Source organism: Sphingomonas cavernae, from assembly GCF_003590775.1.
GTDB lineage: Bacteria > Pseudomonadota > Alphaproteobacteria > Sphingomonadales > Sphingomonadaceae > Sphingobium_A > Sphingobium_A cavernae.
The window spans coordinates 158,132-181,997 of sequence record NZ_QYUM01000003.1 but is presented as its reverse complement, the minus strand read 5'-3'; the positions used below and the strand labels follow the sequence as shown (position 1 = coordinate 181,997).

Below are 23,866 nucleotides of genomic sequence, written 5' to 3'. Positions count from 1 at the left end.
CAGGGGCCGCTGACGCTACGCCGCTTTAAGCAGTGGCACGACGGCGCGCGCTGCAAGCTCGTCGAGCCCTTCGGTGATCCAGCGCGAATAGTGTTTTTCGATCATCGCAACCGACGTGTCATGGAGCGCAGCAACCAATCGAATGGGCAGGCCCATGCGAATGGAGCGTACGATCGAGCTGTGCCGGAGCGCATAAGGGATCACGCCCGGCAAGCCGGCGGCCTCCACTACCCTGTTCCACCATCTCGTCATTTCGGACGGTGTTTTCCATGGTTGCCGGTCCACCCTCTCCCAATTGGTCCGGCTGGCCTGCTTGTAACGCCAGCGCTCCAGCAGCGGCGCATCGAACGGCCTATTTTCAATCGCGGGACGCAGCGCCTCGATAATGTCGGCTCCAACTTGCACGCGAATATGAGCGCTCACCTTCTTGCCTCGACCTTTGCGCGACGGAGGAACAAGCAGCCGCCGGCTTTGGGGCTGAACGTCGCGTACGAACATGCGCGCCAATTGTGAGAAGCGCGCGCCGGTCGCCGCGAGCAGTATCGCCAGCAGGGCATAGTCAGAGTCCTCGTCGAGCTCTTGGGCTTTCTCCAATATATCGCGGATCTGATTGTCGCTGAGTATCTGATTGTCCCGAGCATCAGCTTGATCCGCCGCCTCTTCGACGAAGATCGGCTTCAAGCCGAACTTGATCGTGACCGGCAAGTCCTTGGGCAAGCCTTGGCGGTTCTCCTCGAAAGCACTATTCAAGGCCGCCTTCAGTTCCGACACGACACGCTGTTTGCTGGATCCGGTCAACCCGTTAAAACGCCTCTGCCAATTGCGAAGATCCAGTTCGGTGAGGTCACGGAGCTTGATGTCGATGAATGCTACATCCTTGAGCGCATAAGCGCCGAGCTTGTAAGACGCCGTCGATCGAACCGGTCGCCCCACTTGTGCACTTCGGCGCTCGTCACGCATCTTGATGTATGCATCGACGGCATGGCGAACCGTCATGTTTGGATCGATCGTCCTTCCGCCATTGGCCAGCTGCTCGACCCACTCGTTGGCCTTGTCGAGCGCCTGCTTCCAATTCAGGATGGTGACCCCATTCGCTTCGCAACCGTCATCGGCCACCCCGAGCGGAATGCGGACATACTCTTCTGTTGACCCTGCCGCGCGAAACCTGGCGAACCACCTTCCTCCGCGAGGGCCTCGATAGTAGCCAATGTGGCGGCCCTCTGATATCATGCGCCAATAAGGATGATGGCGCACCTTTAGGCGCGCCCTAGCGCTACGCTCCTGAAGCCTGATCTCCTTTGAAGCTCTTCCCATGACGGCGCTCGAAAAATATCACCAATGCATCACCAATAGATATACGTAAACGACTGTGGATTTTCAAGGCAGGTTTTGCGATAAATGCTTGATTTTACTTAGTCCATACTTGTCCACTGACGTTTTTTATTTACACTCTCACCCCTGCAATTGCGCAATATCCCGGTCGAGGATCGGCGCGCGTTGCTCGCCAGCGCACGGGAGGCTTTTCCCGGATCTATTGCGCTGGAGCTCCAGGCCGCAGTGCTGGACTTTGGAACTAGTGAGTTCAGCGCCTCACTGCGGGAACGCCTACCCGCAGACAGGGGTGACCTGTACGCGGCTCGTGCGCTCCTGCGAATTTCACGGTTGTCCGAAGCGGCGGAGCTTCTTGAGCGTCTCGAAGGCGATCCCGTCGTTCCCGTCGCCAACGATGCGCGACGAGAATTGTATCAAGCCTTCATGGCAGCAGGCCAGCATCGCGAGGCGCTTCGGCTTGTCGCACGGGCATACCGCCAGAATGAGCGCTTGCATTCCATATTCCAGCTCGAACCGTTGCTGGATACTATCGAACAATCCGCTGAGGCTCCGTCATTTGATGAGATCGCGCTATCGATCTGCTATCATGTGGTGAACCGCTTCGGCGGTGATAAGCGCATCGGTGCACAGGCGGATGCGGCCGAAGAGTTCGTATTCAGCCGGCAGGTCGAGTTGCCCTCGCAGCTCGATCTTACAAGCTTGGAATCCGAGCAGGAACTTCTGCCGCTGTTTCTCGATCAGGTCTGCGTTCCCGCTGTGCTCGACAAATTTATGGCGATCGAGAGCGTCAATCAGGTCGAGATCGAACGGCTTGGTATCTGCCGAATCCTCTCGGAAATCGACACGATCAACCGGCAGCAATATCTCGACGAAATTCGTGAAATCACACGCCGCCGCGTTGTCAGAGAGCGCTTCGAACAGGTCGAGCGTACGAAAATCTACGTCGATACTGAGGGCGTTAAGCGGCAGGCGGAAAAGTCTCTGCGAGACAACTATCAGAGATTCGCGATCGCTCAGTCGGAGGAGGCCAATGCCAGCGAGCGCCTCGAGATGGTCAGACGGGTCCAGGAGCTGCTGGCGGACGTTCAGACCGATGGCCTCAAGATCCATTTTCAGGACTTGCCGGCGAACGAAGGTGAGCAGATTTTCGATCGGCTCGTGAAGGAGCTCATGGGTCTCCTAATATCGAGCCAGGAGTATGGCCTCGAGGCGTATCTCAGCACCCGAGTGCGGCATGGGACCATGGGCAACCAGCTTCGCAGCGCCTTCGAGCTCCAGTCGTTGCTCACCCAAAGCGATAACGGCCAGTATCAGCCCGACAGCCATTGGGCGAATACGCTCAGCTTGGAACCCTACTATGGAGGCACTTGGCTGGCCGAACGCCTCGCCAAATTCTCGGAAGAGCTTGATGGGGTCATCGAGAATCTCGTGCGTCGGCGTGTCCAAGTTCGCTCGGAGGCCACGCCAGAAGGGCTCTTTGTCTTCCAATCCTTCAACTATGATGTCGTCCGCCTCCAAGCGGAGATCACGTCAGAAACCAGCTTCGAATCGTTCATGGACAAGGTCATTGAGCAGTTCTGGACAGTGCTCGAATACACGCTCGACCACGTGCGCCGCTATATCGAGGAAGATTTCGTTGCGGCGGTACATGCGCTGACGGACGACCTTGAAAAGGACGTGGTGCGCGAAATTACTTGGGCGAACATCTCGCCTTTGCGTGATGCCATGCTGCCGCGCGAACCCAGATGTCGGTCAACGTGGCGAACGTGGCGAATTGGTTTACCCTCGCACGAGATATGGAACGGCCAGACTATGAGTTCGGTATTGCCGTCGAGGTGGCGACGGAAAGCATCAGGGTCTGCCATCCGAGCCTAGATGTAACGCTCCAACGACCTGACGAGGTCTCGTTCGACTGTCGCGGCAAGACCCTTGAGAGCATTGTTTATATGTTGTTCACGGCCCTCGACAACGCGCTTGAGCATTGCGGTTTCAATGATCACGCACCCACGCTCTCACTCGAAACGAGTCTGAAGGATAGCTGGCTCGAACTCCGCTTGGTAAACAGCTGCGCTCCAATCGTCAGCGTCGAGGAGGAGAACGAACGGCTCGATGAGTTGCGGGAACGCCTTGAGAACGGCGATGAGGCTCAGGGTCTTGCCACGATCGAGGGTGGATCGGGCTACGCCAAGATTATACGGATTCTGCGCCACGATCTCCTGACCCGTCATGCTCCTGACGTTTGGCTATCGCAGCGCGACGGAATATGCAGTCACGATCGGAATGGATGCGAAGGCGATGGTGAAATGACGGCGCTGATCATCGAGGATGACGAGCTCAAGACCGAGCGGTTGAAGAGCTTCCTAGGCCAGGAGCTGCCCGATCACCAGATTGAGGTCGCGCGATCGTACAAGTCGGGTCTCCGGGCTCTCGTCGCCAACACCCCCGCGCTGGTGATCCTCGATATGACGTTGCCAACCTTTGACATTGCCCCCGGAAGTGATGGCGGGCGCCCTCTCAATCTCGGAGGGCGAGAGCTGTTGCGTCAAATGAAGCGCCGGTCACTCGCTTATCCAACTGTCGTGGTGACGGGCTTCGATGCTTTTGGTTCTGAGCCGCAGGATGTCACGCTCGCGCAGCTCGACGGTGAGCTGGAGGCGGAATTCGGGGATTTCTACATCGGTAGTGTCTATTTCAACGCGACAAGTGATGACTGGCGTGACCAGCTGCGGCTACTTGTCGAAGCGGACCCCCGTATCTCATGAAGATTCTGATCGTGGAAGATGACGCGTCCAAGCTTCGTAACATCGCCGCAGCGCTCACTGAGATCGATGGTATTGGGCTCGACGATATAGCGAGCTTGACGGATGCTGCAGCGGCCAAGCGCCTTCTGCGCGAACGCAATGTCGACCTTATCGTTCTAGATCTGCACCTACCGGATCGGATAGATCTACCGCCGACCCCGACAGGTGGTCTCGATTTCATGCGCTCCATATCCAGCCGTCCGGACTTCTTCGTGCCAACGCACGTGGTCGCGATCTCGGGCAACTCGGATGCTTTGTCGACCGCAGCGGAGGATGTCGGCGAACTCTGGGGCGTTATCCGCTATGATCCCACTTCGACGCAATGGCGCGATCAGCTCAAGAGCCGCGTTCGCTATGCTCAGGCTGCTTGGCGCTCAATGGTTGGACGGCCCCGCGAGACGCGCCCTGGCGACGTGGCGATTCTCACCGCCTTGAATGAGGAGCTTGATGCCATACTCAGGTTGCCGCTCGAATGGAGCCAGTTCAAGCCCGAGGGCGATGGCACGCGTTATCATGAGGCGACGATCGAGACCGGCAATGGACCGATGCGGCTCGTGGCGGCGACAGCCAGCCGGATGGGAATGGCAGCGACCGCCGCTCTCGCCAGCAAAATGATCGACCTCTATCGGCCAAGCTATCTCGTCATGGCAGGGGTGACAGGAGGCGTTCGTGGCCGTGTCAATCTCGGCGACATCCTGATTGCCGACCCAAGCTATGACTGGGGCTCCGGAAAATATGAAATTGTTGATGGCCAGCAGGAGTTCGCCCCCAATCCCGATCAGCTCCGGCTCGATCCCGATCTACGCCCGGACCTTGTGAAGGCGTCAAAAGACTCGACGCTGCTCAGCGCGATTCGCTCCTCCTATCCTGGGACGAAGCCGGACCATCCGCTGGAATGTCATGTCGAGGCGGTTGGCAGCGGCGCGGCGGTGCTTAGCGACGCGGCGATCGTGGAAGACATCAAATCCCATAATCGCAAGCTGCACGGCGTCGAGATGGAGATTTATGGCCTGATGATGGCGGCCGAGATTTGCGCGAAGCCGCGCCCGCTCGCCTTTTCAGTAAAGGCGGTCTCCGACTTCGCGGATCCGACGAAAGCGGATGACGTCAGACCTTATGCGCTTTACGCCAGCGCCAACTTCATTCTCAGATTCGTGACCGATTATCTCGGTGCACATTGATATGACTGCTTCGGGGCGCCGTTTGTTCAGGTGGAAGCCGGCGCTGCGTCAAGCTGGCAAAATGTGTCAGGAGGCAGCAGCTCAGAATTCGCCGCGCTCGCTTTTGCACCAAACGGGGCGTCACCGGGCAGCGGCCATTCCCTTTAAGCTGAACAGACGGCCGGTTTCGAGAAGTCCGTTAGAGCATCTGCATGGCAGAAATGTGGGCGGCTGCCGTCTTTGAGGCGGACCTACAATGACGAAACCGAGCCAGCAGTTACTATCTGCGGCTTCCGGACCGCTTCATCGGCTTCATTCGGATATAGACGCCGCGGCCTCGACTGCGATCAATCTCGAAGGCTCCGGTCTTTTCGACCAGGTCGCCGAGTTTGGCGAACCCATACGTCCGCGGATCTCCGAAGAGAAGCGCGGCGGGCTGCCCGGCGGATCGGGCGCGCGGTTGCGCTGGTCGTAATAGCTCATCCGGTCGTAGGCGTCAGTCTCGATGCACCCGGTCTGCCCGGCCGGGCTCGGGTCAGGCGGGATCGTCGCCATGATGTCTGGATAAAGCTTGTCGAACAGATATTCGGTGGTGGCGAGCCTCGCATCGCCCGATCCGACGAGGATCAGATGTGCGACCCGATCGGGGTGGCGCGTGGCATAAGCCATCGAGAGAATGCCGCCCCATGAATGACCGAGCAGGTCGATCCGCTCCGCCTTCAGGCGGCGGCGAAGCGCTTCAAGGTCGGCCACCATCCGGTCGACCGTCAGCGCGTCCGCCGTGGCTGCGGGCGAATCCCCGGTGCCGCGCTGGTCGTAGAAGATGATCTGCCGGCCCTTCGCCAGTTCACCCCAGACCGGCGCGGCGGCAAGATAGCGATGATCGAAACCGGGCCCGCCATTGAGCGCGACGAGTGGGGTGCCTCCCGCTTTACCGATCTCAACGAAGTGGAGATCCGATTTCGCCCCGGCTTCCTTCGCTTCGGGCTCTTTCGCCCACGCATTGAAAGACGATGACAGCGAAGTGCCGAACAGAAGCAGAACAGCCGCAACAATTCGCATCTGGGGTCCTCCGGCCGCGTGAATTGTCAGGCAAGCTAGATTCCCCGGCCGGGCTCACCAGCAGGAAGAAGTGATCGACGCATCTCGCAAAGTCATTCGGCCCACCCCGCCGGTGCCCCGCGCGCCGCTTCAGAGGCTCCGCGCGATCACCATGCGCTGGATATCCGAGGTGCCCTCATAGATCTGGCATACCCGGACATCGCGATAGATTTTGGCGATGCCATATTCCTCCAGATATCCATAGCCGCCCAGCGTCTGGAGCGCGCCCGACACGATCGCTTCGGCGGCCTCGGAAGCGAACAGCTTGGCCATCGAGGCCTCGGTCAGGCACGGCGCCTTCATGTCCTTGACCCGCGCGGCATGCAGCACGAGTTGCCGCGCCGCTTCGAGCCGGGTGGCAAGATCTGCTAGGCGGAATCCCACTGCCTGATGCTGGATGATCGGATTGCCGAAACTGCTGCGATCCTTTGCATAGGCGACCGCGAACTCGAGCGCCGCCTGCGCCATACCCACACATTGGGCGGCGATGCCAATGCGCCCGGTTTCGAGGTTCGCGAGCGCGATGCGATAGCCCTGCCCCGGCTCACCGAGCAGCAGTTCGTCCTCGACGAACATGTTGTCGAAGCGCAGTGCGCACGTATCCGATGCGCCCTGCCCCATCTTGTGCTCTACTTTGTCGACCGCATAGCCGGGCCGGTCGGTCGGGACGATGAAGGTCGAAAGTCCCTTCTTGCCCGCCTGCGCGTCGGTCACCGCTACGATCATGACCAGACCGGCAATGCGTCCGGAGGTGATGAACTGCTTGGCGCCGGTGATCCGCCAGCCACCATCCACCTTTTCAGCGCGGGTGCGAATGGCCGAGGCGTCGGACCCGGCATCGGCCTCGGTCAGCGCGAACGCCCCGATCGTCCGACCGGCGATAAGGTCTGGCAGGAAGCGCGCCTTTTGCGACGCGTTGCCGTCCTTGAGCAGTCCGGAGACGAGGATCGAATTCTGGATCGAAACGATGGTCGAAAGCGCCCCGTCGGCGGCCGCGATTTCCATCAGCGCAAGCGCGTAGGAGACGGCGTCCGCATCTGCACCGCCAAAGGCTTCGGGCGCCGTCATGCCCCAGAGGCCAAGCCCTGCCATCTCCCGGAACAGCGCCGGCGGATAGCCGCCCTCTGCTTCGAAACGCACACTGTGCGGACGGATGGTTTCCTGAGCGAAGGCGCGCACCGTGTCGCGGATGGCCGTCTGGACTTCGGTCAGTCCCTTCATTGTCATTGTCCTTTTTCAGTCAGGCCGCGGCCGCGATTGTGCCGGCGGAGTCGAGATCGGCCAGCAGGGCCTGCAACCCTGCACGATAATGTTCGATCGCCTGTTCCTTGACCAGCCCGTAGCCCCGGACCTGATCGGGCAACGCGGCGATTGCGGTGATCGCTTCCAGATTGCCCGCATCGAGCCGGGGCATCAGCCGGTCGATCATTGTGAGATATTCATCGCGCAGCGCGCGTTCGGTGCGGCGCTCGGCAGTACGCCCGAAAGGATCGGCCCAGCCACCCCGCAAGCGCCGCCCCTTGGCGAGGAGCGTCATCGCACTGAATATCCACGGCCCGAATTTGCGTTTTGCCGGGCGGCCCGTTCGCGCGTCCATCCGCGAAAGGAGCGGTGGCGCGAGATAGACCGACAGGCGTTTGCTGCCCGAAAATTGCGCCGCCAGCGCCTGCCGGAACGCGGGTTCACTATAGAGGCGCGCCACCTCATATTCATCCTTGTACGCCATCAGCTTATAGGCGTTGGCGGCGACCGTCCGCACCAGCGCCTCGCCCCGTGCGCCATGTGGTTTCGCGACCATGGCGACGCTACGGATCAACGCGGCATAGCGTTCGGCATAGGACGCATCCTGATACGCCGTGAGGTCCGCTGTGCGCCGCGCAACCAGCGCCATGACATCCTCTTCCGCAAGGGGCTCGGCTTGCGCGAGGCTCACGATCGCATTCACTGCGTCGGGATCGATTGCCGCAAGCCGCCCCCACGCAAAGGCGCGCTTGTTGAGCGCGACGGCGGCGCCATTGGCCTCGATCGCGGCCTCGATCGCTTCCGCCGAAATCGGCAGCAGCCCCTTCTGCCAGGCGTAACCAACGATCAGCGTATTCGCCGCGACATTGTTGCCGAACAGCCCCTCCGCGATCCGCGTCGCGTGGAGCAGGAAGCCCCGGTCGCCCGCGCGCGACAGGAGGGTTTCGATGATGCGCGGGGTCGGCAGCTTGGCATCGCGATCGGCAACAACGTCAGCGGTCGGCGTCTCGTCGGCGTTGAGGACGATCGCGCCCCGGCCCGGCGCGAACTTGCGCAGCGCGTCGGGGCTCGCCGCGACCAGCGCGTCGGTGCCGAGGATGAGATCGGCCTCGCCGCCACCGATACGCGCGGCATGGATCGAAGCACCTTCGGGCGCGATCCGCACCTGGCTGACCACTGCCCCGTTTTTCTGCGCAAGGCCGGTGAAGTCGAGCACGGTCGAAACCCGCCCGTCGGTATGCGCGGCCATGCCGAGCAGCGCGCCGACGGTCAGTACGCCGAGGCCGCCGATCCCCGCGACATAGATGTTATAGACGCCGTCGAGTGCCGGAAGAGTCGGCGCCGGAAGCATGGCGAAGCGTTCGGCCTCGAGCGCAGCGATGCGCCCCGCATCGGGGCCCCGCAGCACGGCACCCTCGATTTCGACGAAGCTCGGGCAGAAGCCCTTGAGGCAAGAAAAATCCTTGTTGCACGCCGACTGGTCGATCCGGCGCTTCACCCCCTCGGCGGTCGGCAACGGCTGCACCGCGATGCAGTTCGACTGCACCGAACAGTCGCCGCAGCCTTCGCACACGCGCGGATTGATAAACAGCCGGCGGTCGGGATCGGCAAAGGCACCGCGCTTGCGTCGCCGCCGCTTTTCCGCAGCGCAGGTCTGTTCATAGACGATGGCCGTGACGCCCGGCGTTTCACGCAGCGCGCGCTGGATCGCGTCCATTTCGTCGCGATGCGCGGCGACAACGCCGCCCGGCAGGGCCCGCCATTTGTCCGGATCGTCGCTGACGAAATGGACGCGCCCCACGCCCTCCGCCTGGAGCTGCGCCACTATGCGCCGCGGATCGATCACGCCTTCGGCCGGCTGGCCGCCGGTCATCGCGACCGCATCATTGTAGAGGATCTTGAAGGTGATGTTGGTCTTCGCCGCCACCGCGGCGCGGATCGCGAGCAGGCCACTATGCTGATAGGTGCCGTCGCCGATATTCTGGAAAATATGGTCGGTTTGCGAAAAGGGCGCTGCGCCAACCCATTGCAGTCCCTCACCCCCCATCTGGCTGAAGGTCGTCGTCTTGAGCTTGGGCACCGACAACGCCATCACATGACAGCCGATGCCGCCCCCCGAGATCGAGCCTTCGGGCGTTTTCGTCGAACTGTTGTGCGGGCAGCCCGAGCAGAAAAAGGGCTTGCGCGCCGGAAAGGGCACCACCACGCCCCGCGACGCCATCGCCTCCAGCGCCTTCAGCCGCTCCGCGACGCCCACGAGATCGTGCGCGATCCGGCCGGCGAACGCCTGCGCCACCATCAGCGGCGTGAACTCCATTACGACGGGAAGCAATGGCTTGCCGTCGGCATCGGCCTTGCCGGTGACGCGGATGCGCTTGCCGCCGCGGTGGTACAGCGCCGTCTTGATCTGGTCCTCGACGGTCGGCGCCTTTTCCTCGACGACGAAGATCTCGTCGGCTTCGCCCGCGAAAGCGAGCAGCGGCTCGGCGGCGAGCGGCCAGCTCATTGCGACCTTGTAGACCGAAATGCCGAGCGCCTCCGCCTCATCCTCGCCGATGCCGAGATTCTCCAGCGCCTGCATGAAGTCCTGATGCGCCTTGCCGACGGTGACGACGCACAGCCGCTTCGCGTGGCTCGCGAAGATTGGCGTGTCGATCCGGTTGGCGACGGCCCAGCCGATGGCGGCGGGAAGGCGCTCCTCGATCAGGCGGCGCTCATATTCTGCGCGCTCGGCGGGCCACTGGATCGCCGGATCCCAGTTGAGCCCGTGCGGCGGAACGAGTTCGGCGGGCGCGACGAAACCGGGACAGGGATCAGGAAGCGCGAAGGATGCGGCGCTTTCGACCACCTCGGCGATCGTCTTCATCGCTACCCATGTGCCTGCAAAGCGCGACATGGCGATGCCCGCCATGCCGAGGGTCAGGATGTCGGAGACATTGGCGGGCTGAAGCACCGGAATATGGGCCGACTGGAAAATGCCATCGGTCTGGTGCGGGAACATGGACGATTGCGCGGCATGATCGTCGCCGCCGATCGCGAGTACGCCGCCAAGCGCCGATGTGCCGATCATATTGGCGTTGCGGAAAGCGTCGCCGGTGCGATCCACGCCGGGCCCCTTGCCGTACCAGATGCCGAACACGCCATCGACCTTCGACGGGCCGAAGGCCTCGTGCATCTGGGCGCCCCATAGCGCGGTTGCGGCCAGATCCTCGTTGAGTCCCGGCTGGAAGACGACGTCATGGGCATCTAGATATTTCTGCGCCTTCCAGAGCTGCTGGTCATAGGCGCCAATCGGCGATCCGCGATAACCCGAGATCAGCCCGCCGGTGCTCAGCCCGCGCCGCCGGTCGAAGCGGCGCTGCATCAGCGGCAGGCGGACAAGCGCCTGAATCCCCGTCATGAAGACGGGGCCTTCTTCCGAATTGTAGATTGCCTCCAGGCTGACGACACGTTCCGGCTTCATCGCAAACTCCTCCCGCGCGAAGGATAGGCGAGACGCCGTAGGAAAGGCCGCCAATCTCAGCCTTGTTTTCAAAACATATTAGTGAAATTTGCTATGCATTGCTCATATAATGGAGATATTGCTCATCATTATTGAAATGCGTAGTAGGAGTCGCATTGCCAAGAAACAGCATCGGAGACGGAATTTGACATCAACGCCGACGCTTGACGCCTACGATCTCAAGATCCTGAAAAAGCTTTCGATCGACGGGCGCATCACCTGGAGCGATCTGGCGGAAGACATCGGCCTTTCCTTGACACCAACGATCCGGCGCGTCCGTCAATTGGAGGAGGCCGGCTACATCAGTGGCTACTTCGCGCGGCTCGACGAAAAACTGCTCGCGGGCGGGATGATCGTCTTCGTGTCCGTAACGCTCGAAAGACAGGTACGGGAGGTGCTCGACGCCTTCGAGGCGGGGGTCATCGACATGCCCGAAATCATGAGCGGTTTCCTCATGTCCGGCGGTTCCGACTATCTTCTGCGGTCGGTTGTACGCGACCTCGATCACTATCGCGCCTTTCTCGACGAACTCACCAGACTGCCCGGGGTCGCCCATATCCAGAGCAGTTTCGCGCTCAACTCGTTCGTCAATCGCCCTTCTCCGCTTATCAGGGCGGCGAATTGACGCGCCCCTGATTCCAATCATCACATCGAACCGCATGCGTCGGCCTTACGTCTAACGAGCTTTTCCGTCACGGAAGCGAAAGGTCGAGGCCGGCCGAAAATCCGAAAAATCCAAACCTGAATGGACGGCAATTTTCAGGCAGCGGCCAGCGCCCACTGAACGGCGGAGATTCGGGCGCTTACGGTCTACCTCGCGAAGCAGCGCTGACGTCGCCATTCCAGCTTCGCTTGCCAAACCCTGCCGGTTCTGAAACGACCACCTGAGGCCGGCAAATTCGGGGCGTCAGACTGCGGACGCTCGGCCGGGCCGCAGTCGCTCGGGCTTCCGGCATTGGTGGGATGCGGTTAGTATCGGTGATCATGATGCTACCCGGCACAAACGCGTGAAGACAGACGAGGCGCGCTTCGTCCCTCGTCAACGCGGCGACCAGCTTGCGCCCGCCCTTTCTGCGGTTCAACCCAGCTCGGCTTCTACGAATATACCTATGCCGTCCATTTCGCCGTCGCGTGCTTTGAATGTGGTGCTCAGGGCCCAAGCAGACCCGAACGAGAAAAAGCCGCTGCGCTATGGAACGGGCGATCAGCCACCTAAGCGCGCAAATCCGCTCGAGAGGCTCAAAGATTTAGCAGACCGGAAATGACACCCCAGATCAACGATCCCGTAACAAGCGCCGTGAGCATCCAATACTCGATTGCGATGGCCTTTTCGCGTTTCATGGCGCGAGCGTAACAACAACCGAGGCGTGTAGGACAGCCCGATCGACTCGATGCCGAAATGAGTGCAAAGTCGGAACGCTTTGGGGGAAAGGACAATGGTCAAATTAGCGCTCGGCTTGGCAGCCGCATTTCTCATCGGGTCTGCGGCACCGATCGATTGCTCGATCACATTTGCGTCCGCACAAGCCGCAATGCAATCAGGCTGCTGCTCGCATCATGGGGGCGTTTGCGGTTGCTCGAACGGTCGCAAACGCTGCTGTGACGGAGAACTGAGTCCAAGCTGCCGGTGCTGAGGGCTATCGGCACATCCTGGCAATTCTAAGGCCGTCATCCCAATCGCGCCGATACACGGCATGCCCACTGCGGAGCTGCGCGCAGGACAGATTGACCCCGCCCGCGTGCACGACGGCGAGCGTGCGCCGATAGCGATCCTGGCCGACGCGCTCGAGTCTGAGGTCCTTGCGCGCAATCAGCCGGCGCAGATTGTCGCGGCTCGCGATCGGATCGCCCGGTGCGCAGTGCCGCTGCGGCGGGCACGCGCCCATCTCCGGCGCGTCGATAGCCAGCAGGCGAATGCGCTCGCCACCGCAGCGAATGGAGTCGCCGTCGGTCGCGATGCAACCGGTGAGCGCCGCGGCAAGGAGAAGCATGATCATTCGGTGCCTGTAATCTGAAGTCGCGCAGGGGGAAAGGGGGCGCACGCAACTCGGTGCCGTTGACGACAACGCCGCGAAACCGCCGTTCTCGAATTACGTGCTCGACATTCGACCTCCCCGGATCCTTTCGATATCGTATCGGTGTAAGAAAGTCCTCCGCGGACGGGGAACGGCCGAATGGGAACGGGCGATGCTGGTTGCAATGCTTTGAGGCTATCCACCGGATGGCCAATTGCACGCAATTCTTGCGCGCGCATGATCACGTCATGAAGGAACGTGTCGCTCTCCTCACCGAACCCCAGCGCGAAGCTCTGAGACTCGTGTTCGCGCACAAGAACTCCAAGGAGATCGCGCTGGCGCTTGGCCTGTCACCGTTTTCCGTCGACAAGCGCATCGAGCGATCGATCCGCACGCTTGGCGTCCACACGCGCATCGAGGCCGCCCGGCTGCTCGCCGAATATGAGACCGACGCGGCATACGAACATTTCGTATGCGAATCGGAAGGCCTTGCCGGCGACGGAGAAGAAGCCATGCTTACCCCATCGCAACCGATGGAGTGCGTCGACGAGAGCCGCGTCCGCGACAGTGCCGCCCCGCCAGTCTACCGAACGGGCGAACTCGATCGGACAAGCCAGTGGACCTGGCCTGGCCGACTGCGCTCCGATAGTGGGAGGCAGCGCAATGATCTGACCAACGTCGAACGGCTTATGTGGATCGGCGGCAGCGCACTCGCGCTCGTTTTTGCACTGTTTCTGGCGCTCGCCGTCACGGAATCGCTTCAGCGCACCCTCCTGGGGATGGTCTCCAGGACCAACTGACACACCGCCTTTCAAGCAGATGGCGCAACGCATGACTGCGCCAGAGGGAGACTCATATGCTCAAGCAACGCCGTGCGGCCGCTGACGCGGTCCGCGCAACCTTCCTGCCTGCCGAACACGCGCAGGATCAGGCCGCAATCCGTGCAGCTCGCTGCCTCGCCACAGCGCTCGAGGCACGCGCGACAGCCAATCTGCCACTTGGGACCGGAGTCGACGCCATCGCGCATTTGTGCAGGGGAACTGCGCTTGCCGTCGAGGCACGCCAATCATTCATCGCGGCGCACAGGGCGTTGAGCGTGCTGCCCGCCGATATCGGGCTCGGCGTTGTCGCATGGGGCGACAGCGGCGGATGCCCCGACATCGAACCCACGGGCCGGGCCAGCCTCGCGGCCGTGGCCTGATGTGAACATGGCTTGACCGGAAGTGTCGCGCATGTTCCGGTTGGGCCATGTTTCCGCCATATGTCTTCTGGGCCGTCTTCGCCGCCTGCTGCACCTATGGCCTGTGGCGTGGCGGCGCTCCCGAACGGATGATGGCGTTTGCCTTCCTTGTGGCGGGGCTTGCGACGCCGTTGGTGAACCTGCCCCCCGCCGGGCGCTTCTATTCGGTTTCGATCGGTGTCCTCGCAATCGATCTGGCGCTGCTCGGCTCCGTCATCGCGATCGCGCTCAGGGCCGATCGCTTCTGGCCCATTCTCGTGGCGGGGATGCAGATTGTCATCATCCTGGCCCATCTGGTGAAGTTCGCCAATCCCGACCTTATCCGCCGAGCCTATGCGATCATGATAGCTGGCTGGAGCTATCCTCAGCTACTGTTGCTGGCACTCGGCAGCTGGCGTCATCGGATGCGGATCCGCGCGCATGGGACAGACATATCCTGGAGCAACTTCTCGAAATCCTCGATCCGTCGAACGCCCATGAGTGGTCGTCCAGTCTTATAGACGAGTTCGGCTCGCTCGGCCGGTTGATTGCCGCCGACGGCACCGCCCATAAGCAGATCATTAGTGATGCGCGTGCGATCGCGCTTATCGCGATGACGCGGACTGTGATGCTCAATGTCCTGCACGCACGTCTCGATGAAGGGCCGGTCATGTCAAACGACCGGGCCGTGGCCGATTACGCTCAGGCACGTCTTGGCCATGCGCCGGTTGAGACCGTTCTCCTCCTCCTCCTCAACGACCAGAACGAGCTGATCCGTGACCTGTGCCTGAGCACCGGCACAGTCGACGCAACCGCGATCGCGCCGCGCGAGGTCGTGCGTCACATTCTTAATGCCAATGCACGGGCTATCCTCCTGGCGCACAATCACCCCTCGGGTGATCCGACGCCAAGCCTTGCAGACAAGGCTATCACGAACCGCATTGCCCGCGTTGTCGAAGGGCTGGGTGTAACCTTGGTCGACCATGTGATTGTCGCTCGCGGTCGTTGGCACAGCATGCGCGCCGATGGCGTCTTCTAGTCCCTCCAGCGCAGAAGAAGCGCCAATCGGCGCGCTTCGCGCTCGCCGGCAAGTCGCTCGAGGATGGCGTGAGCAGACTCAATGTGAAACTGCGCACGCCTCAACTGCACGTCCTGCTCGCTACTGAAACTCTGGCGTCGGGGTGGTAACATGAAATACTCCATTCAACTGCCGGGCGACATGGCGGCGATTGTGCCAGCCGCAATACGAACCCTCTCCGATATGGATGAAGTTTCGGCCGTTTGGTGCAGAGCGCCGCCGGTTGCATTCACCAACGCAGTCGATCCATGATTTGGTAGCTTCCTAATAAGCTGATGTTTCGCGTTTTTCCTGTCGCCGCGGATCAATTTCTGAACCCCAAGCTCAGGGCACGCTGGTTCGGCGCGATGGCCCAGCAACGCCGGCCTGGCAGCTCCCGCCAATGTCCGCTTCCACAGTTGAGCGGTGGCTCGCCGCCCCTGAATGTACGAAAGCTTTGCAGCAGCGGCGCAAGCGCTCCGAATGACCGACATGGCGGCGAATGACGCCAATCTCTTTCCCCGTCACGGACGACAGCTCGCGACGTGATAGACGCCTCGACGTTACCTAAAAATGAGAAGAATTAGCCGGACCGCGTCGCTGCGGCCCGGCTATGTCTTATTACTTCGTTGCTGGGGCAGGAGCCGCAGCAGGCGTCGAAGCCGCACCAGCAGTTGGAGCCGCAGCTGGAACTGAAACGGGTGCGGGCACCGCGATCGGCGCAGCGGCACCGCCAACGACGAGCGGTTCGGGGTTCGCGGCGGCAATTGCAAGCTGAACGTCTTCGTCTACAAAGCCTTTCACCGCGGTGCCGATCGGCAACCGCGCGCTCGTACCGGTCATGAAGAACCCAGGGGCAGGAAGACGATCGCCGAGACGGCCACCGCGCCGACGCCACCCGCGACGCCTTTGTCGTCAAATGCGCCGGTCATTCGAATCTGGCGGCCATTGACCGTTGCATAGAGAATGCGGGCGCCAACGTGGCCGGATTTGCCCCACATGCTCTTGTTGCGAACGTCAGTGATTTCTCCGACTGCCGGGCTACCGACCGGAATGTATTACACCATTTTCCACTAAAGCGTAATACCAAAATAGTGACTGCATTAAAAAAACATATAATAAATTTATAGCCTTTATTGCGCAGAAGGATTCCATTCTCCGCTCATTTGCTTGCTCTCATATTTAAAAATATTGTCCTATCGCTCTGAAAGCATCGATGTATTCTTCCTTGAGAATTTTTACTCTCGTAATCTTGTTGCAATGCCATCGCGAGGTATCCGGCTGGCATTCGGATGCGAACGCGCCGAGGACCGCACGAAGCGGTCACGCCACTATCCTTGCGAGACGGCTCAGATCGCGGCGCACCGACCGACGGACCAGCCATTGTGCGCCCGGTAACTCCGCAGACATCCGCCCGACGCTACGGATCAGTGCCAGGCACTGCTCACCATCGCGCGCAACGCGGTAGATAACCTCCCCTTGCATTGGCCCGCGAATGATCGCCATGCGCATCTCGCTACCGGGCGTGTAATCGACGAGTTCTGTCACCCAGCTAAAGCGGAATCCCAATAAGCTTCCGTGCCGCTTGACGCGCGCGCGCGACGCATGCGGGTCGCCGGTCAGCAACTGAACACTACGGACGCCGCCGATCCACTCCGGCTCCCGCCGCGGATCGAACATCACATTTGCCACTGACTCAAGCGCCGCACCAATCCGTTTGGCCACGACAATATCCATCTTTTGTTTCACCTCCCGCACGCAGGGTATCGGCAACATTTGAGCAGTGCCTTGGCCGGCGGGGATATGCCCCCATCCATGCAAACGGATCTCTGGTCGCACTTCGCCACTGCCCCGTTAGGCTAGAACGAGTTGGAAGATCCCCCGAGAAAAAAAACGTAAAATCCCGACCGAAACGCGCCCGCCCACTCGAGCAAACCGGTCGGGTCGCAGCGACCGACATTGACCATGACGTCGCCATCCCGGAGAGATGAACATCTGCCCGGATCGACATGACGAGGACGAAAATCGACCACAGCGCCTGCCCGCCCTTCGCACGTCAGGCCTTCGTTCTCGTGCCCGCCTCCGGCAACCTTGCGGCAGAACACAGTGACGCCTTGATCGCTCACGCCGGGCTGATCGCGCAAACTTGATATCATGTCGGTCAGTCTCGCGCTGCGGATGGCAACGACAAAGACTGACGGGCTGCGAGGGGAGTGCTTCGTTCGGCCGGTTTGCCGTGAATCCACTTTCGAGTGTCAGCGAAACTGAAGATCGGCCTGTAGCCTGCGGCATCTGTCGCCGATAGAATCCTGTTGCTCGCATTGTCGAGAATCACCGCGCCCCGGTCACCAGGGACAACAAGGATCGCATGGTCCCTTCTGCGGACGAGATCACGTACAACTACTAGGAACAGTGATCGCGCATCCACGCCCAAGGCAAGCAGCATGGCGCGCTTGGCGAGTGCGTAATCCTCACAATCGCCGCGCCCGCGCAGCAGCGTTTCGCTCGGAAGTGACCAGTGATCGCCGCGCCGGGAAGCCTCATCAACGTAGGCAACCCGGTGATTTACCCAGCTGTTCACCAGAGCGATCTGCTGATCGCGACCAAGCATGCGCGCCTGATCCAGCACTTGACTCCACGGCCCGCGCCCCAGCCGTTCAACGCTTGCCCCGCGCCATCGCGCGTCGAGCGGCGTGGAGCGGATTTCAAGCGTTGCCCACCCAAATATCGGGGGCGAGTCGAGCCGCGACGGGTCACGGCGCTCGCCTGCGACGGGTGCATCAGCGCGCGGCGTGCCACGCGCGCGCGCCACCCCTTGATCGGCCCTCGCACTTTCAAGCCCGCCATAAGCAACGGTTGCGGCAAGGACCGCCGCTACCGCACTGAATCGCGAGATAGAACGACTATGCGCAGCGTACAAAGCCTTGAGTCCACACGCAGCAGTTCGCACCGCGGACGACACGTCCACGCCAAACAATGAATCACACATCGAAATTTCTCGGCAATGTATTTGTTACGATATTCAACTCGCTGAAAACAATCAGCACAAAACGTTCACGTAAAAACGGAATTGAACATGACTATGCCAAGCAAGTATTGAAATGAATATTTCAACATATGATTTTACATTTAATGACATTTAAACAAAAAGCAGACGAATTTACAGGAAACGGACGATAATCTTAAAGAACGGGCCATTGGGGAGCATCTCATCCCCGGAAAGCCCCATGACATCGTCCACAATTGCCTTCTCAATGTTTGCACACGCCGTATGCCCGGAGTTGTTTCGGTAACCGCTCAGGGCGGCATCGCTGGATTTACAAGCGCGTGGAATGAGCCGACAATTATTGATCTCGTAGAGCGCTACCTTGCACAACGGCGGCACGACCAGAGGCGCTGACCGAGAGCCTTCTCGGCGGCGTCAAGCGCCGGCAACCGCACTTCGCGACCAGCGTCGGACTGGTCATCAGGACGAACGCGCCAACAGCGCCGCCGTGCATGCTCGACGCGTCGGCGGCGGATTCGCTGCGCGCTTTCATGTCCGAGGAGCGATCCGGCTTCCTTCTGGCCCCCAGCAGCCCAAAGCGCGCTGATCTGCAGCATAACACGGCGCTGCGCGCCTCTGTCCACCGACAGCTCTGGGCATGAACCCGCGCGATCTCGCCCCAAGCGAAGCCCGACATCAAATCGCAAAGCGGCGCAAACCTGGCGCCCGTCGGCTCCAGAAGCGCCGAAAAATCTTTAGCGTGCGAAACGACATTGCCGATGGCAATGTTGAGGGTCAACGCGTCGAGTTTGTGTAGCCTAACTGGTGCCCGCGAAACTGGCGTCTGCCTAATGCGCTTCCTTCACTCGCGCCACCCGATAGCCATAGCCGCGCGCAGTCAGCAGGATTCGGGGGCGGCGCGGATCGACTTCAAGCTTTTCCCGGAGCTGATGAACGAGTACGCGAAGATGTGAACAACGATTGTGGTCCAGTTTTCCCCACATTGTAGCTACCAGATCCTCAGTGGACACAGACACGCCGGGGCATTGGGCAAGGGCTGAAAGCAGCTTGTATTCGTTGGTGGACAAATCGACGATACGGGGGCCAATTCGGGCACAACGATGCTCCAAACGCATGCCTGCGATCGGCGTCTCCGCGGGCTTGTGGGCAATGGAACGGCGAAGCATAGCTCGAACGCGCGCCAGCAATTCACCTGGCAAGAAAGGCTTGGACAGGAGATCGTCCGCGCCAAGGTCGAGGACCTTGATCTTATGGTGCTCCGCATCAAGCGGTGAAAGCACGATTATTGGCCCATCTGACGTTTCACGTATCCGCTTGAGCAGATCGTAACGGCTCTCGCCAGACAATTCCAGATCCAGCAAGACGGCATCGAAAGACTCAGTGTTGAGTAGCGTCTTGGCCTCATTGTAAGTCGCAGCAAATGCGGAAGAAAAGCCGCCATAGGACAGTGTCGCCTCCAGCGCACACGCCAGGGTCGGCTCGCTCTCAACGACAAGGATATGCGCAGTCATCTTTTTCCAGGGCCTTATTATTCAAGCCATGCATTGGCTTGTCATGTACCAGTTTCGTCCTACGCCCCCTGATGATGCTGCATAGAATAGGCGGCACCGGATGGACATTCGCTAAAAAGCGTCAACGATGCAGCGCCCTCCAGATGTCAATTATCAGTGGCAAATAACAGGTCAGTTTGCAGTCTAGTTGTAATTTCTCGAGCTGTATCGTCACCTGCGGTCACGTCGACAACGGTATTTTTTTTGAGCTTGTCTTGCGCGTACGAAATATCGCACGCCGATAATAACTGCTGCAATCATGATGGCAATCAAACTGTAGGTGATGATCATGCGGTGCTCGATAACGAACTGCGTAATCCCCCAATCGAAATCATGATTACTCTCTAAGTCGCCGCTTCACACTCGATCAAGGGCACCGGAAACCTGATCTGATCGCAAATTTCTGTCAATCTTGCAGACAGTTGTGTTGCAATTTTTGAAAATTGCTTCTGCTAAACCAGTCGAGAAATTTCCGGTGACGTGAGTGGACACAGATCGACACCAATCCGAACACATCTGCCATGTCTGATGATGGCCCACTCGAAAGTTTACCCGGCGGCCATTTGCATGCATTGGCCGACACTCTCGGTGCCGGGCGACCAAGTCATGCCACCCGACACCAACGGCATTCTACTCCAAAGTCGCGCTCAATCGAGAAGCGCTGCCGGAACCTTCCCGCCGTTCGCCCCCAATTCGCGCATGACGCGCTTGTGAAGCCACAGATTCATTTCAGCGCTACCATCAAGAGCGCCTGTGTATCCGAGCTCCTTTGCAAGCTCCTTGCGTTCGACAAGACTGGAATCCAGATCCAGAAGTTTGAGCAGATCGACAATCGACGTCTGCCAATTCAGCTTCTCTTCCGATTTCAACGCAAATCCGTTCAGGATGACCTCGACATCAACTTCACTGATTTCCAGGGATACGGGAGCAGGCGCAGGCGTAACTTGCGTTGCAGGCGCAGACGTCGACTGAACTGGCACCACCGGCACTGCCGCCGGCTTTTTGCCAAAGATCGCGTCCTTGATTTTTCCGAACAGGCTCATTTCAACGACTCCTTCAATTGATGCTCTTGCTATATCTTATGATTAGATAGAATATAAAAAACATCTTCACTCTGTAAAATATTGTAAAATGCAAAATTTACACGACAATTTGATGACATCTTGAAAGGTATACTTATCATGCAAAGGAATATCTTGGATTTCAATGTAATAAATTCCGTTGCAAAGGAGATGAACATCAGCCCGGCGATGGTCCAAACTGGCGCCGAAGTGCTGCTTCCGGCAATTCTCGGCGGCTTCAAGAAGCAGGCTGGCGCGCACGCGGGCGGTCTCGATGCCTTGGTTGGCACGTTGGGCGGTCTGGGCGGCGGCGGTTTGCTTGAGGCTGTTACCAGCATCTCAGCAACACCAATGGAACCTGGAAACGAGATTCTCGGTCAGATCTTTGGTTCAAAAGACGTGAGCAGGACGGTTGCCGACCATGCCGCCCAATCATCAGGCCTCGATCCGTCGCTCCTCAAGAAGATGCTGCCGCTTCTGGCGATGGCCGTCGGGGGCTTAATGTCGGCGCAGGCTCAAGCCGGTTCGCAGTCAGGCGTCGCCGCAAACGGTACTGGCGCGGGCTCCCTGCTCGGACAGCTGCTCGGCGGTTTCCTGGGCGGCAACTCGAGCGGCGGTGACGGTCAGGCTGCGGGTATAAGCGGGGTCGCGTCCATGCTCGACCTGGATGGGGACGGAAACCCGCTGGATGACATATTGTCCGTGGCTGGAAAGCTGCACGGCTGATCCGTTCCGGTCCAGGGCATCGTGCACCCTTGATTCAGCTCTGGAAGCAAGCCGGGATAGTCAGGCGCATGATACACGGGCTTTCGGTCTTCACCGGCAGTATGAACGCCGGACTCCGTGCCGCTCGGCCCGATGTTGCCGTCGACGCTCGTGCGCCGACGGCAACAGCCATGTGACGACCCGCATGTCGCGGGAATTCGGGCGGCGCCGGGCATGGACGCTGCCAACGCCGCCCAGCTCCAGGCGCCCGGTATTGAGGATGTCGCCGCCTGTGATGTTGCTGGCAACACCTGCCCGGATCAGCCCTGAATTGACGAGCGCGTCCGGCGCCCGCAGCACGACATTGGTGCCAGTGATCACCGCGCCGCCCGAGGTCAGGTCAACGGCGTTGAAGATATTGTCCCCACCGATACGCCATGGGCATTGATGAGCACCTCGAGCGTCTCGCCCTGAGCGCGTCGCGCGCAAATCTCGAGGAGCTTTGCTTCTCGAAGAAATGGCGCGCGTCAGCGCGATTGCCCGGTCGCCTTCGGGCGTGTCCGGTATCCCGGAATTCGGGAACGCCGCGCGATAGGCGGCCACCTTCTCCTCAGCGGTGAATCAAGGGCATTTGGAAGATCGGTAAAACACCATGGTGTTCTTGCCCTCAAATTCCTGCGGCGGATGAGAGCGAATGGACCATGTGTAACGGAAATTACCAACCCAATTCCAAATATCCGATACCATCTCCGTTTCAATTAGAGAAAGTGACTCTAAATCTTCATCCGTAGGTTCATCATGAAATCCGTATTCAATTTCGAAATTTTTCGTACCAATATGCTTCAAGCAGGCGAACGAAATATTGTCGACACCCTCCAGATTCACTGCTCGCTTTGCCGATCGAAGGGCCATATCCCAAAAATTTAGAGAGTCTTCCATCAATCACTCTCCTAATATTGAGTTGGATTCGCGGGAACGATATGCACCCCGTTCTTTCCAGAATGAATCGTTCCGAATTGAGTTTGGGGGCCATTTTCGCCATATGTGCCAATTGGCTTGCCAAAGTCGACAATCGGCTTGTCTCCAGCCATTCTGACAATTGGATACTTACCACTATGCACGCCGTTAAGCAGGTCGGTGGGGTCCGCAGTTAGAATACTTCTCCCCTTGGTTGGATCGTAGTTGTTTGTCCCCGGAATATACTTGTCTTGCGCTCCAGAATGAATGCTCTTACCCAAATTATTGGGAATGGGTAGTTTCTTTGGGGCGGGCAGGTCGATCTTGCCCCCGGGGATTGCGCCGGGCACCTTGGCGACCGCGCCGCCGGCGCCGGTGGCGGCCTTGGCGATGAGGTCGGCGCTGGCCTCGCTGATCGTCGCGGTGCCCTCATAGGTCTGTCCGGATTTGAGTTGCTCGGCACCCTTCAGATAGGGCTCGACATAGGCCTCGCCGAGCTTGGTCGCGGTGCCGACCGGATCGGTCATCGCCTGCTTGCCCAGCTCGATCGCCCCGTCGATCCGGTTCGTCGTGCGCTCGGCCTGCGTCTCGAACGCCCAGCCGCCCGTCGCGAGGTTGACGATATAGCCGCCCGCGTCAGTGAGCAGTCCCGAAGTCTTCCTGAGCGTGTCGACGGTGACGCTCGCGCGGTCGGTCACGCCCTCGAGCGCGATGCTGCCCGCGTCGGCGTTGAGCGCGCCATCGGCGCTGATCTCCGCGCCCTTGACCGAGAATGCCCCCGGCGTTGCAAAGCTGGCATCGCCGCCGACGGTGATGGTGGACAGGCGGTTGGTTGTGCTCGACGCGCTCTCGCTGAAGCGCGTCTTTCCATCGCGCCCTTCGCGCGTGCTGCTCGCGCTGTCGATGACGGAGGTTATGCTGATGCCGTCTGCGGGCTCACCCCCGATCCGCTCTGCCCGCAATCCAAATTACAATATCGAGGTCCTCGATCTCGGGGACCCACCGACATCGGGCGCTTTCGCCGTGATCATAGTTAGCGTGCCGATTGGGGCGGTTCTGGCAACCACGAGCCCGGAAAGTATCCTGGATCGGGGCAAGAAAGTTTCCATATTTGGCCAGTTGAGCTGCATTTGAAGCGCCTATCATCCCATTGTGTA

The 23,866-nt window shown here is 60.0% G+C and carries 23 protein-coding genes and 1 pseudogene; 9 read left to right on the top strand and 15 right to left on the bottom strand.

Annotated elements, in window-relative coordinates; translation table 11 throughout:
- Window positions 1-15: 15 nt before the first annotated feature.
- Window positions 16-1,116 (bottom strand): site-specific integrase, encoded by a 1,101-nt coding sequence (locus tag D3876_RS08500; protein WP_182911956.1) that lies wholly within the window; start codon window positions 1,114-1,116, stop codon window positions 16-18.
- A 381-nt stretch (window positions 1,117-1,497) separates the two neighbouring features.
- On the opposite strand from D3876_RS08500, the gene D3876_RS20480 reads away from it, so the two are divergent.
- From D3876_RS20480 to D3876_RS08490, 3 genes are read left to right on the top strand one after another with little or no spacing between them, the layout of a single operon-like run.
- Complete coding sequence (locus D3876_RS20480; RefSeq protein WP_182911955.1) at window positions 1,498-3,207, top strand: tetratricopeptide repeat protein; 1,710 nt, start codon at window positions 1,498-1,500, stop codon at window positions 3,205-3,207.
- Window positions 3,129-4,094, top strand: a complete 966-nt coding sequence (locus tag D3876_RS08495) for a response regulator (protein WP_182911954.1) — start codon at window positions 3,129-3,131, stop codon at window positions 4,092-4,094. Before D3876_RS20480 ends, D3876_RS08495 begins: the two co-directional genes overlap by 79 nt.
- Window positions 4,091-5,314: a phosphorylase family protein gene (locus D3876_RS08490; RefSeq protein WP_119761389.1), complete on the top strand. Its 1,224-nt coding sequence runs from the start codon at window positions 4,091-4,093 to the stop codon at window positions 5,312-5,314. The genes D3876_RS08495 and D3876_RS08490 overlap by 4 nt, the downstream gene beginning before the upstream one ends.
- Window positions 5,315-5,573: 259 nt before the next feature.
- Here the strand turns inward: D3876_RS08490 and D3876_RS21125 are convergent, their stop codons facing one another.
- The 4 genes and pseudogenes from D3876_RS21125 to D3876_RS08475 all read right to left on the bottom strand — a co-directional run bounded on the left by D3876_RS21125 (window position 5,574) and on the right by D3876_RS08475 (window position 11,099).
- Entirely contained in the window at window positions 5,574-5,672 is a 99-nt protein-coding gene (locus tag D3876_RS21125; protein WP_338014331.1) for a hypothetical protein, read from the bottom strand.
- Between the two features lie 95 nt (window positions 5,673-5,767).
- Window positions 5,768-6,355 (bottom strand): annotated as a pseudogene (locus tag D3876_RS08485) (alpha/beta fold hydrolase); the annotation flags it as partial.
- 129 nt (window positions 6,356-6,484) lie between these two features.
- Entirely contained in the window at window positions 6,485-7,615 is a 1,131-nt protein-coding gene (locus D3876_RS08480) for an acyl-CoA dehydrogenase family protein (RefSeq protein WP_119761385.1), read from the bottom strand.
- A 19-nt stretch (window positions 7,616-7,634) separates the two neighbouring features.
- The gene (locus D3876_RS08475) at window positions 7,635-11,099 is read right to left on the bottom strand and encodes an indolepyruvate ferredoxin oxidoreductase family protein (RefSeq protein ID WP_119761383.1); all 3,465 of its coding nucleotides are present in this window, start codon (window positions 11,097-11,099) and stop codon (window positions 7,635-7,637) included.
- A 109-nt stretch (window positions 11,100-11,208) separates the two neighbouring features.
- On the opposite strand from D3876_RS08475, the gene D3876_RS08470 reads away from it, so the two are divergent.
- Window positions 11,209-11,763, top strand: a complete 555-nt coding sequence (locus tag D3876_RS08470) for an Lrp/AsnC family transcriptional regulator (protein WP_238475304.1) — start codon at window positions 11,209-11,211, stop codon at window positions 11,761-11,763.
- Window positions 11,764-12,775: 1,012 nt separating this feature from the next.
- Here D3876_RS08470 and D3876_RS08465 read toward each other — a convergent pair.
- Window positions 12,776-13,135 carry a thermonuclease family protein gene (locus D3876_RS08465; protein WP_119761381.1) on the bottom strand — a complete coding sequence of 120 codons (360 nt, stop codon included), beginning with the start codon at window positions 13,133-13,135 and terminating at the stop codon, window positions 12,776-12,778.
- A gap of 266 nt (window positions 13,136-13,401) precedes the next feature.
- On the opposite strand from D3876_RS08465, the gene D3876_RS08460 reads away from it, so the two are divergent.
- The 4 genes from D3876_RS08460 to D3876_RS20470 are packed head-to-tail and all read left to right on the top strand — an operon-like array spanning window position 13,402 to window position 15,411.
- Entirely contained in the window at window positions 13,402-13,953 is a 552-nt protein-coding gene (locus D3876_RS08460; protein WP_182911953.1) for a LuxR C-terminal-related transcriptional regulator, read from the top strand.
- Between the two features lie 56 nt (window positions 13,954-14,009).
- Entirely contained in the window at window positions 14,010-14,354 is a 345-nt protein-coding gene (locus D3876_RS08455) for a hypothetical protein (protein ID WP_119761377.1), read from the top strand.
- Between the two features lie 47 nt (window positions 14,355-14,401).
- Window positions 14,402-14,893: a hypothetical protein gene (locus tag D3876_RS20475; protein WP_182911952.1), complete on the top strand. Its 492-nt coding sequence runs from the start codon at window positions 14,402-14,404 to the stop codon at window positions 14,891-14,893.
- A 23-nt stretch (window positions 14,894-14,916) separates the two neighbouring features.
- Window positions 14,917-15,411 (top strand): JAB domain-containing protein, encoded by a 495-nt coding sequence (locus D3876_RS20470; protein ID WP_182911951.1) that lies wholly within the window; start codon window positions 14,917-14,919, stop codon window positions 15,409-15,411.
- A 639-nt stretch (window positions 15,412-16,050) separates the two neighbouring features.
- Here D3876_RS20470 and D3876_RS20635 read toward each other — a convergent pair.
- The 6 genes from D3876_RS20635 to D3876_RS08425 all read right to left on the bottom strand — a co-directional run bounded on the left by D3876_RS20635 (window position 16,051) and on the right by D3876_RS08425 (window position 21,029).
- Window positions 16,051-16,272 carry a hypothetical protein gene (locus tag D3876_RS20635; protein WP_220475442.1) on the bottom strand — a complete coding sequence of 74 codons (222 nt, stop codon included), beginning with the start codon at window positions 16,270-16,272 and terminating at the stop codon, window positions 16,051-16,053.
- Window positions 16,269-16,430: a hypothetical protein gene (locus tag D3876_RS20465; RefSeq protein WP_182911950.1), complete on the bottom strand. Its 162-nt coding sequence runs from the start codon at window positions 16,428-16,430 to the stop codon at window positions 16,269-16,271. The genes D3876_RS20635 and D3876_RS20465 overlap by 4 nt, the downstream gene beginning before the upstream one ends.
- A 322-nt stretch (window positions 16,431-16,752) precedes the next feature.
- Window positions 16,753-17,205 (bottom strand): SRPBCC family protein, encoded by a 453-nt coding sequence (locus D3876_RS08445; protein ID WP_119761373.1) that lies wholly within the window; start codon window positions 17,203-17,205, stop codon window positions 16,753-16,755.
- Window positions 17,206-17,590: 385 nt separating this feature from the next.
- Window positions 17,591-18,058 carry a transglutaminase-like cysteine peptidase gene (locus D3876_RS20460; RefSeq protein WP_182911949.1) on the bottom strand — a complete coding sequence of 156 codons (468 nt, stop codon included), beginning with the start codon at window positions 18,056-18,058 and terminating at the stop codon, window positions 17,591-17,593.
- 1,205 nt (window positions 18,059-19,263) lie between these two features.
- Window positions 19,264-19,947 carry a response regulator transcription factor gene (locus D3876_RS08430; protein WP_119761367.1) on the bottom strand — a complete coding sequence of 228 codons (684 nt, stop codon included), beginning with the start codon at window positions 19,945-19,947 and terminating at the stop codon, window positions 19,264-19,266.
- 686 nt (window positions 19,948-20,633) lie between these two features.
- Window positions 20,634-21,029, bottom strand: coding sequence for a DUF3597 domain-containing protein (locus D3876_RS08425; RefSeq protein ID WP_119761365.1), 396 nt, complete (start codon window positions 21,027-21,029; stop codon window positions 20,634-20,636).
- A gap of 138 nt (window positions 21,030-21,167) precedes the next feature.
- Between D3876_RS08425 and D3876_RS08420 the strand changes: the two genes are divergently transcribed.
- Window positions 21,168-21,773: a DUF937 domain-containing protein gene (locus D3876_RS08420; protein ID WP_119761363.1), complete on the top strand. Its 606-nt coding sequence runs from the start codon at window positions 21,168-21,170 to the stop codon at window positions 21,771-21,773.
- A gap of 90 nt (window positions 21,774-21,863) precedes the next feature.
- Here the strand turns inward: D3876_RS08420 and D3876_RS20220 are convergent, their stop codons facing one another.
- The 3 genes from D3876_RS20220 to D3876_RS08410 are packed head-to-tail and all read right to left on the bottom strand — an operon-like array spanning window position 21,864 to window position 23,671.
- Entirely contained in the window at window positions 21,864-22,355 is a 492-nt protein-coding gene (locus D3876_RS20220) for a hypothetical protein (RefSeq protein WP_147417618.1), read from the bottom strand.
- Window positions 22,356-22,373: 18 nt separating this feature from the next.
- Window positions 22,374-22,691 carry a hypothetical protein gene (locus D3876_RS20215; RefSeq protein ID WP_147417617.1) on the bottom strand — a complete coding sequence of 106 codons (318 nt, stop codon included), beginning with the start codon at window positions 22,689-22,691 and terminating at the stop codon, window positions 22,374-22,376.
- An 11-nt stretch (window positions 22,692-22,702) separates the two neighbouring features.
- The gene (locus D3876_RS08410) at window positions 22,703-23,671 is read right to left on the bottom strand and encodes a polymorphic toxin type 50 domain-containing protein (RefSeq protein WP_119761360.1); all 969 of its coding nucleotides are present in this window, start codon (window positions 23,669-23,671) and stop codon (window positions 22,703-22,705) included.
- Window positions 23,672-23,866 lie beyond the last annotated feature (195 nt).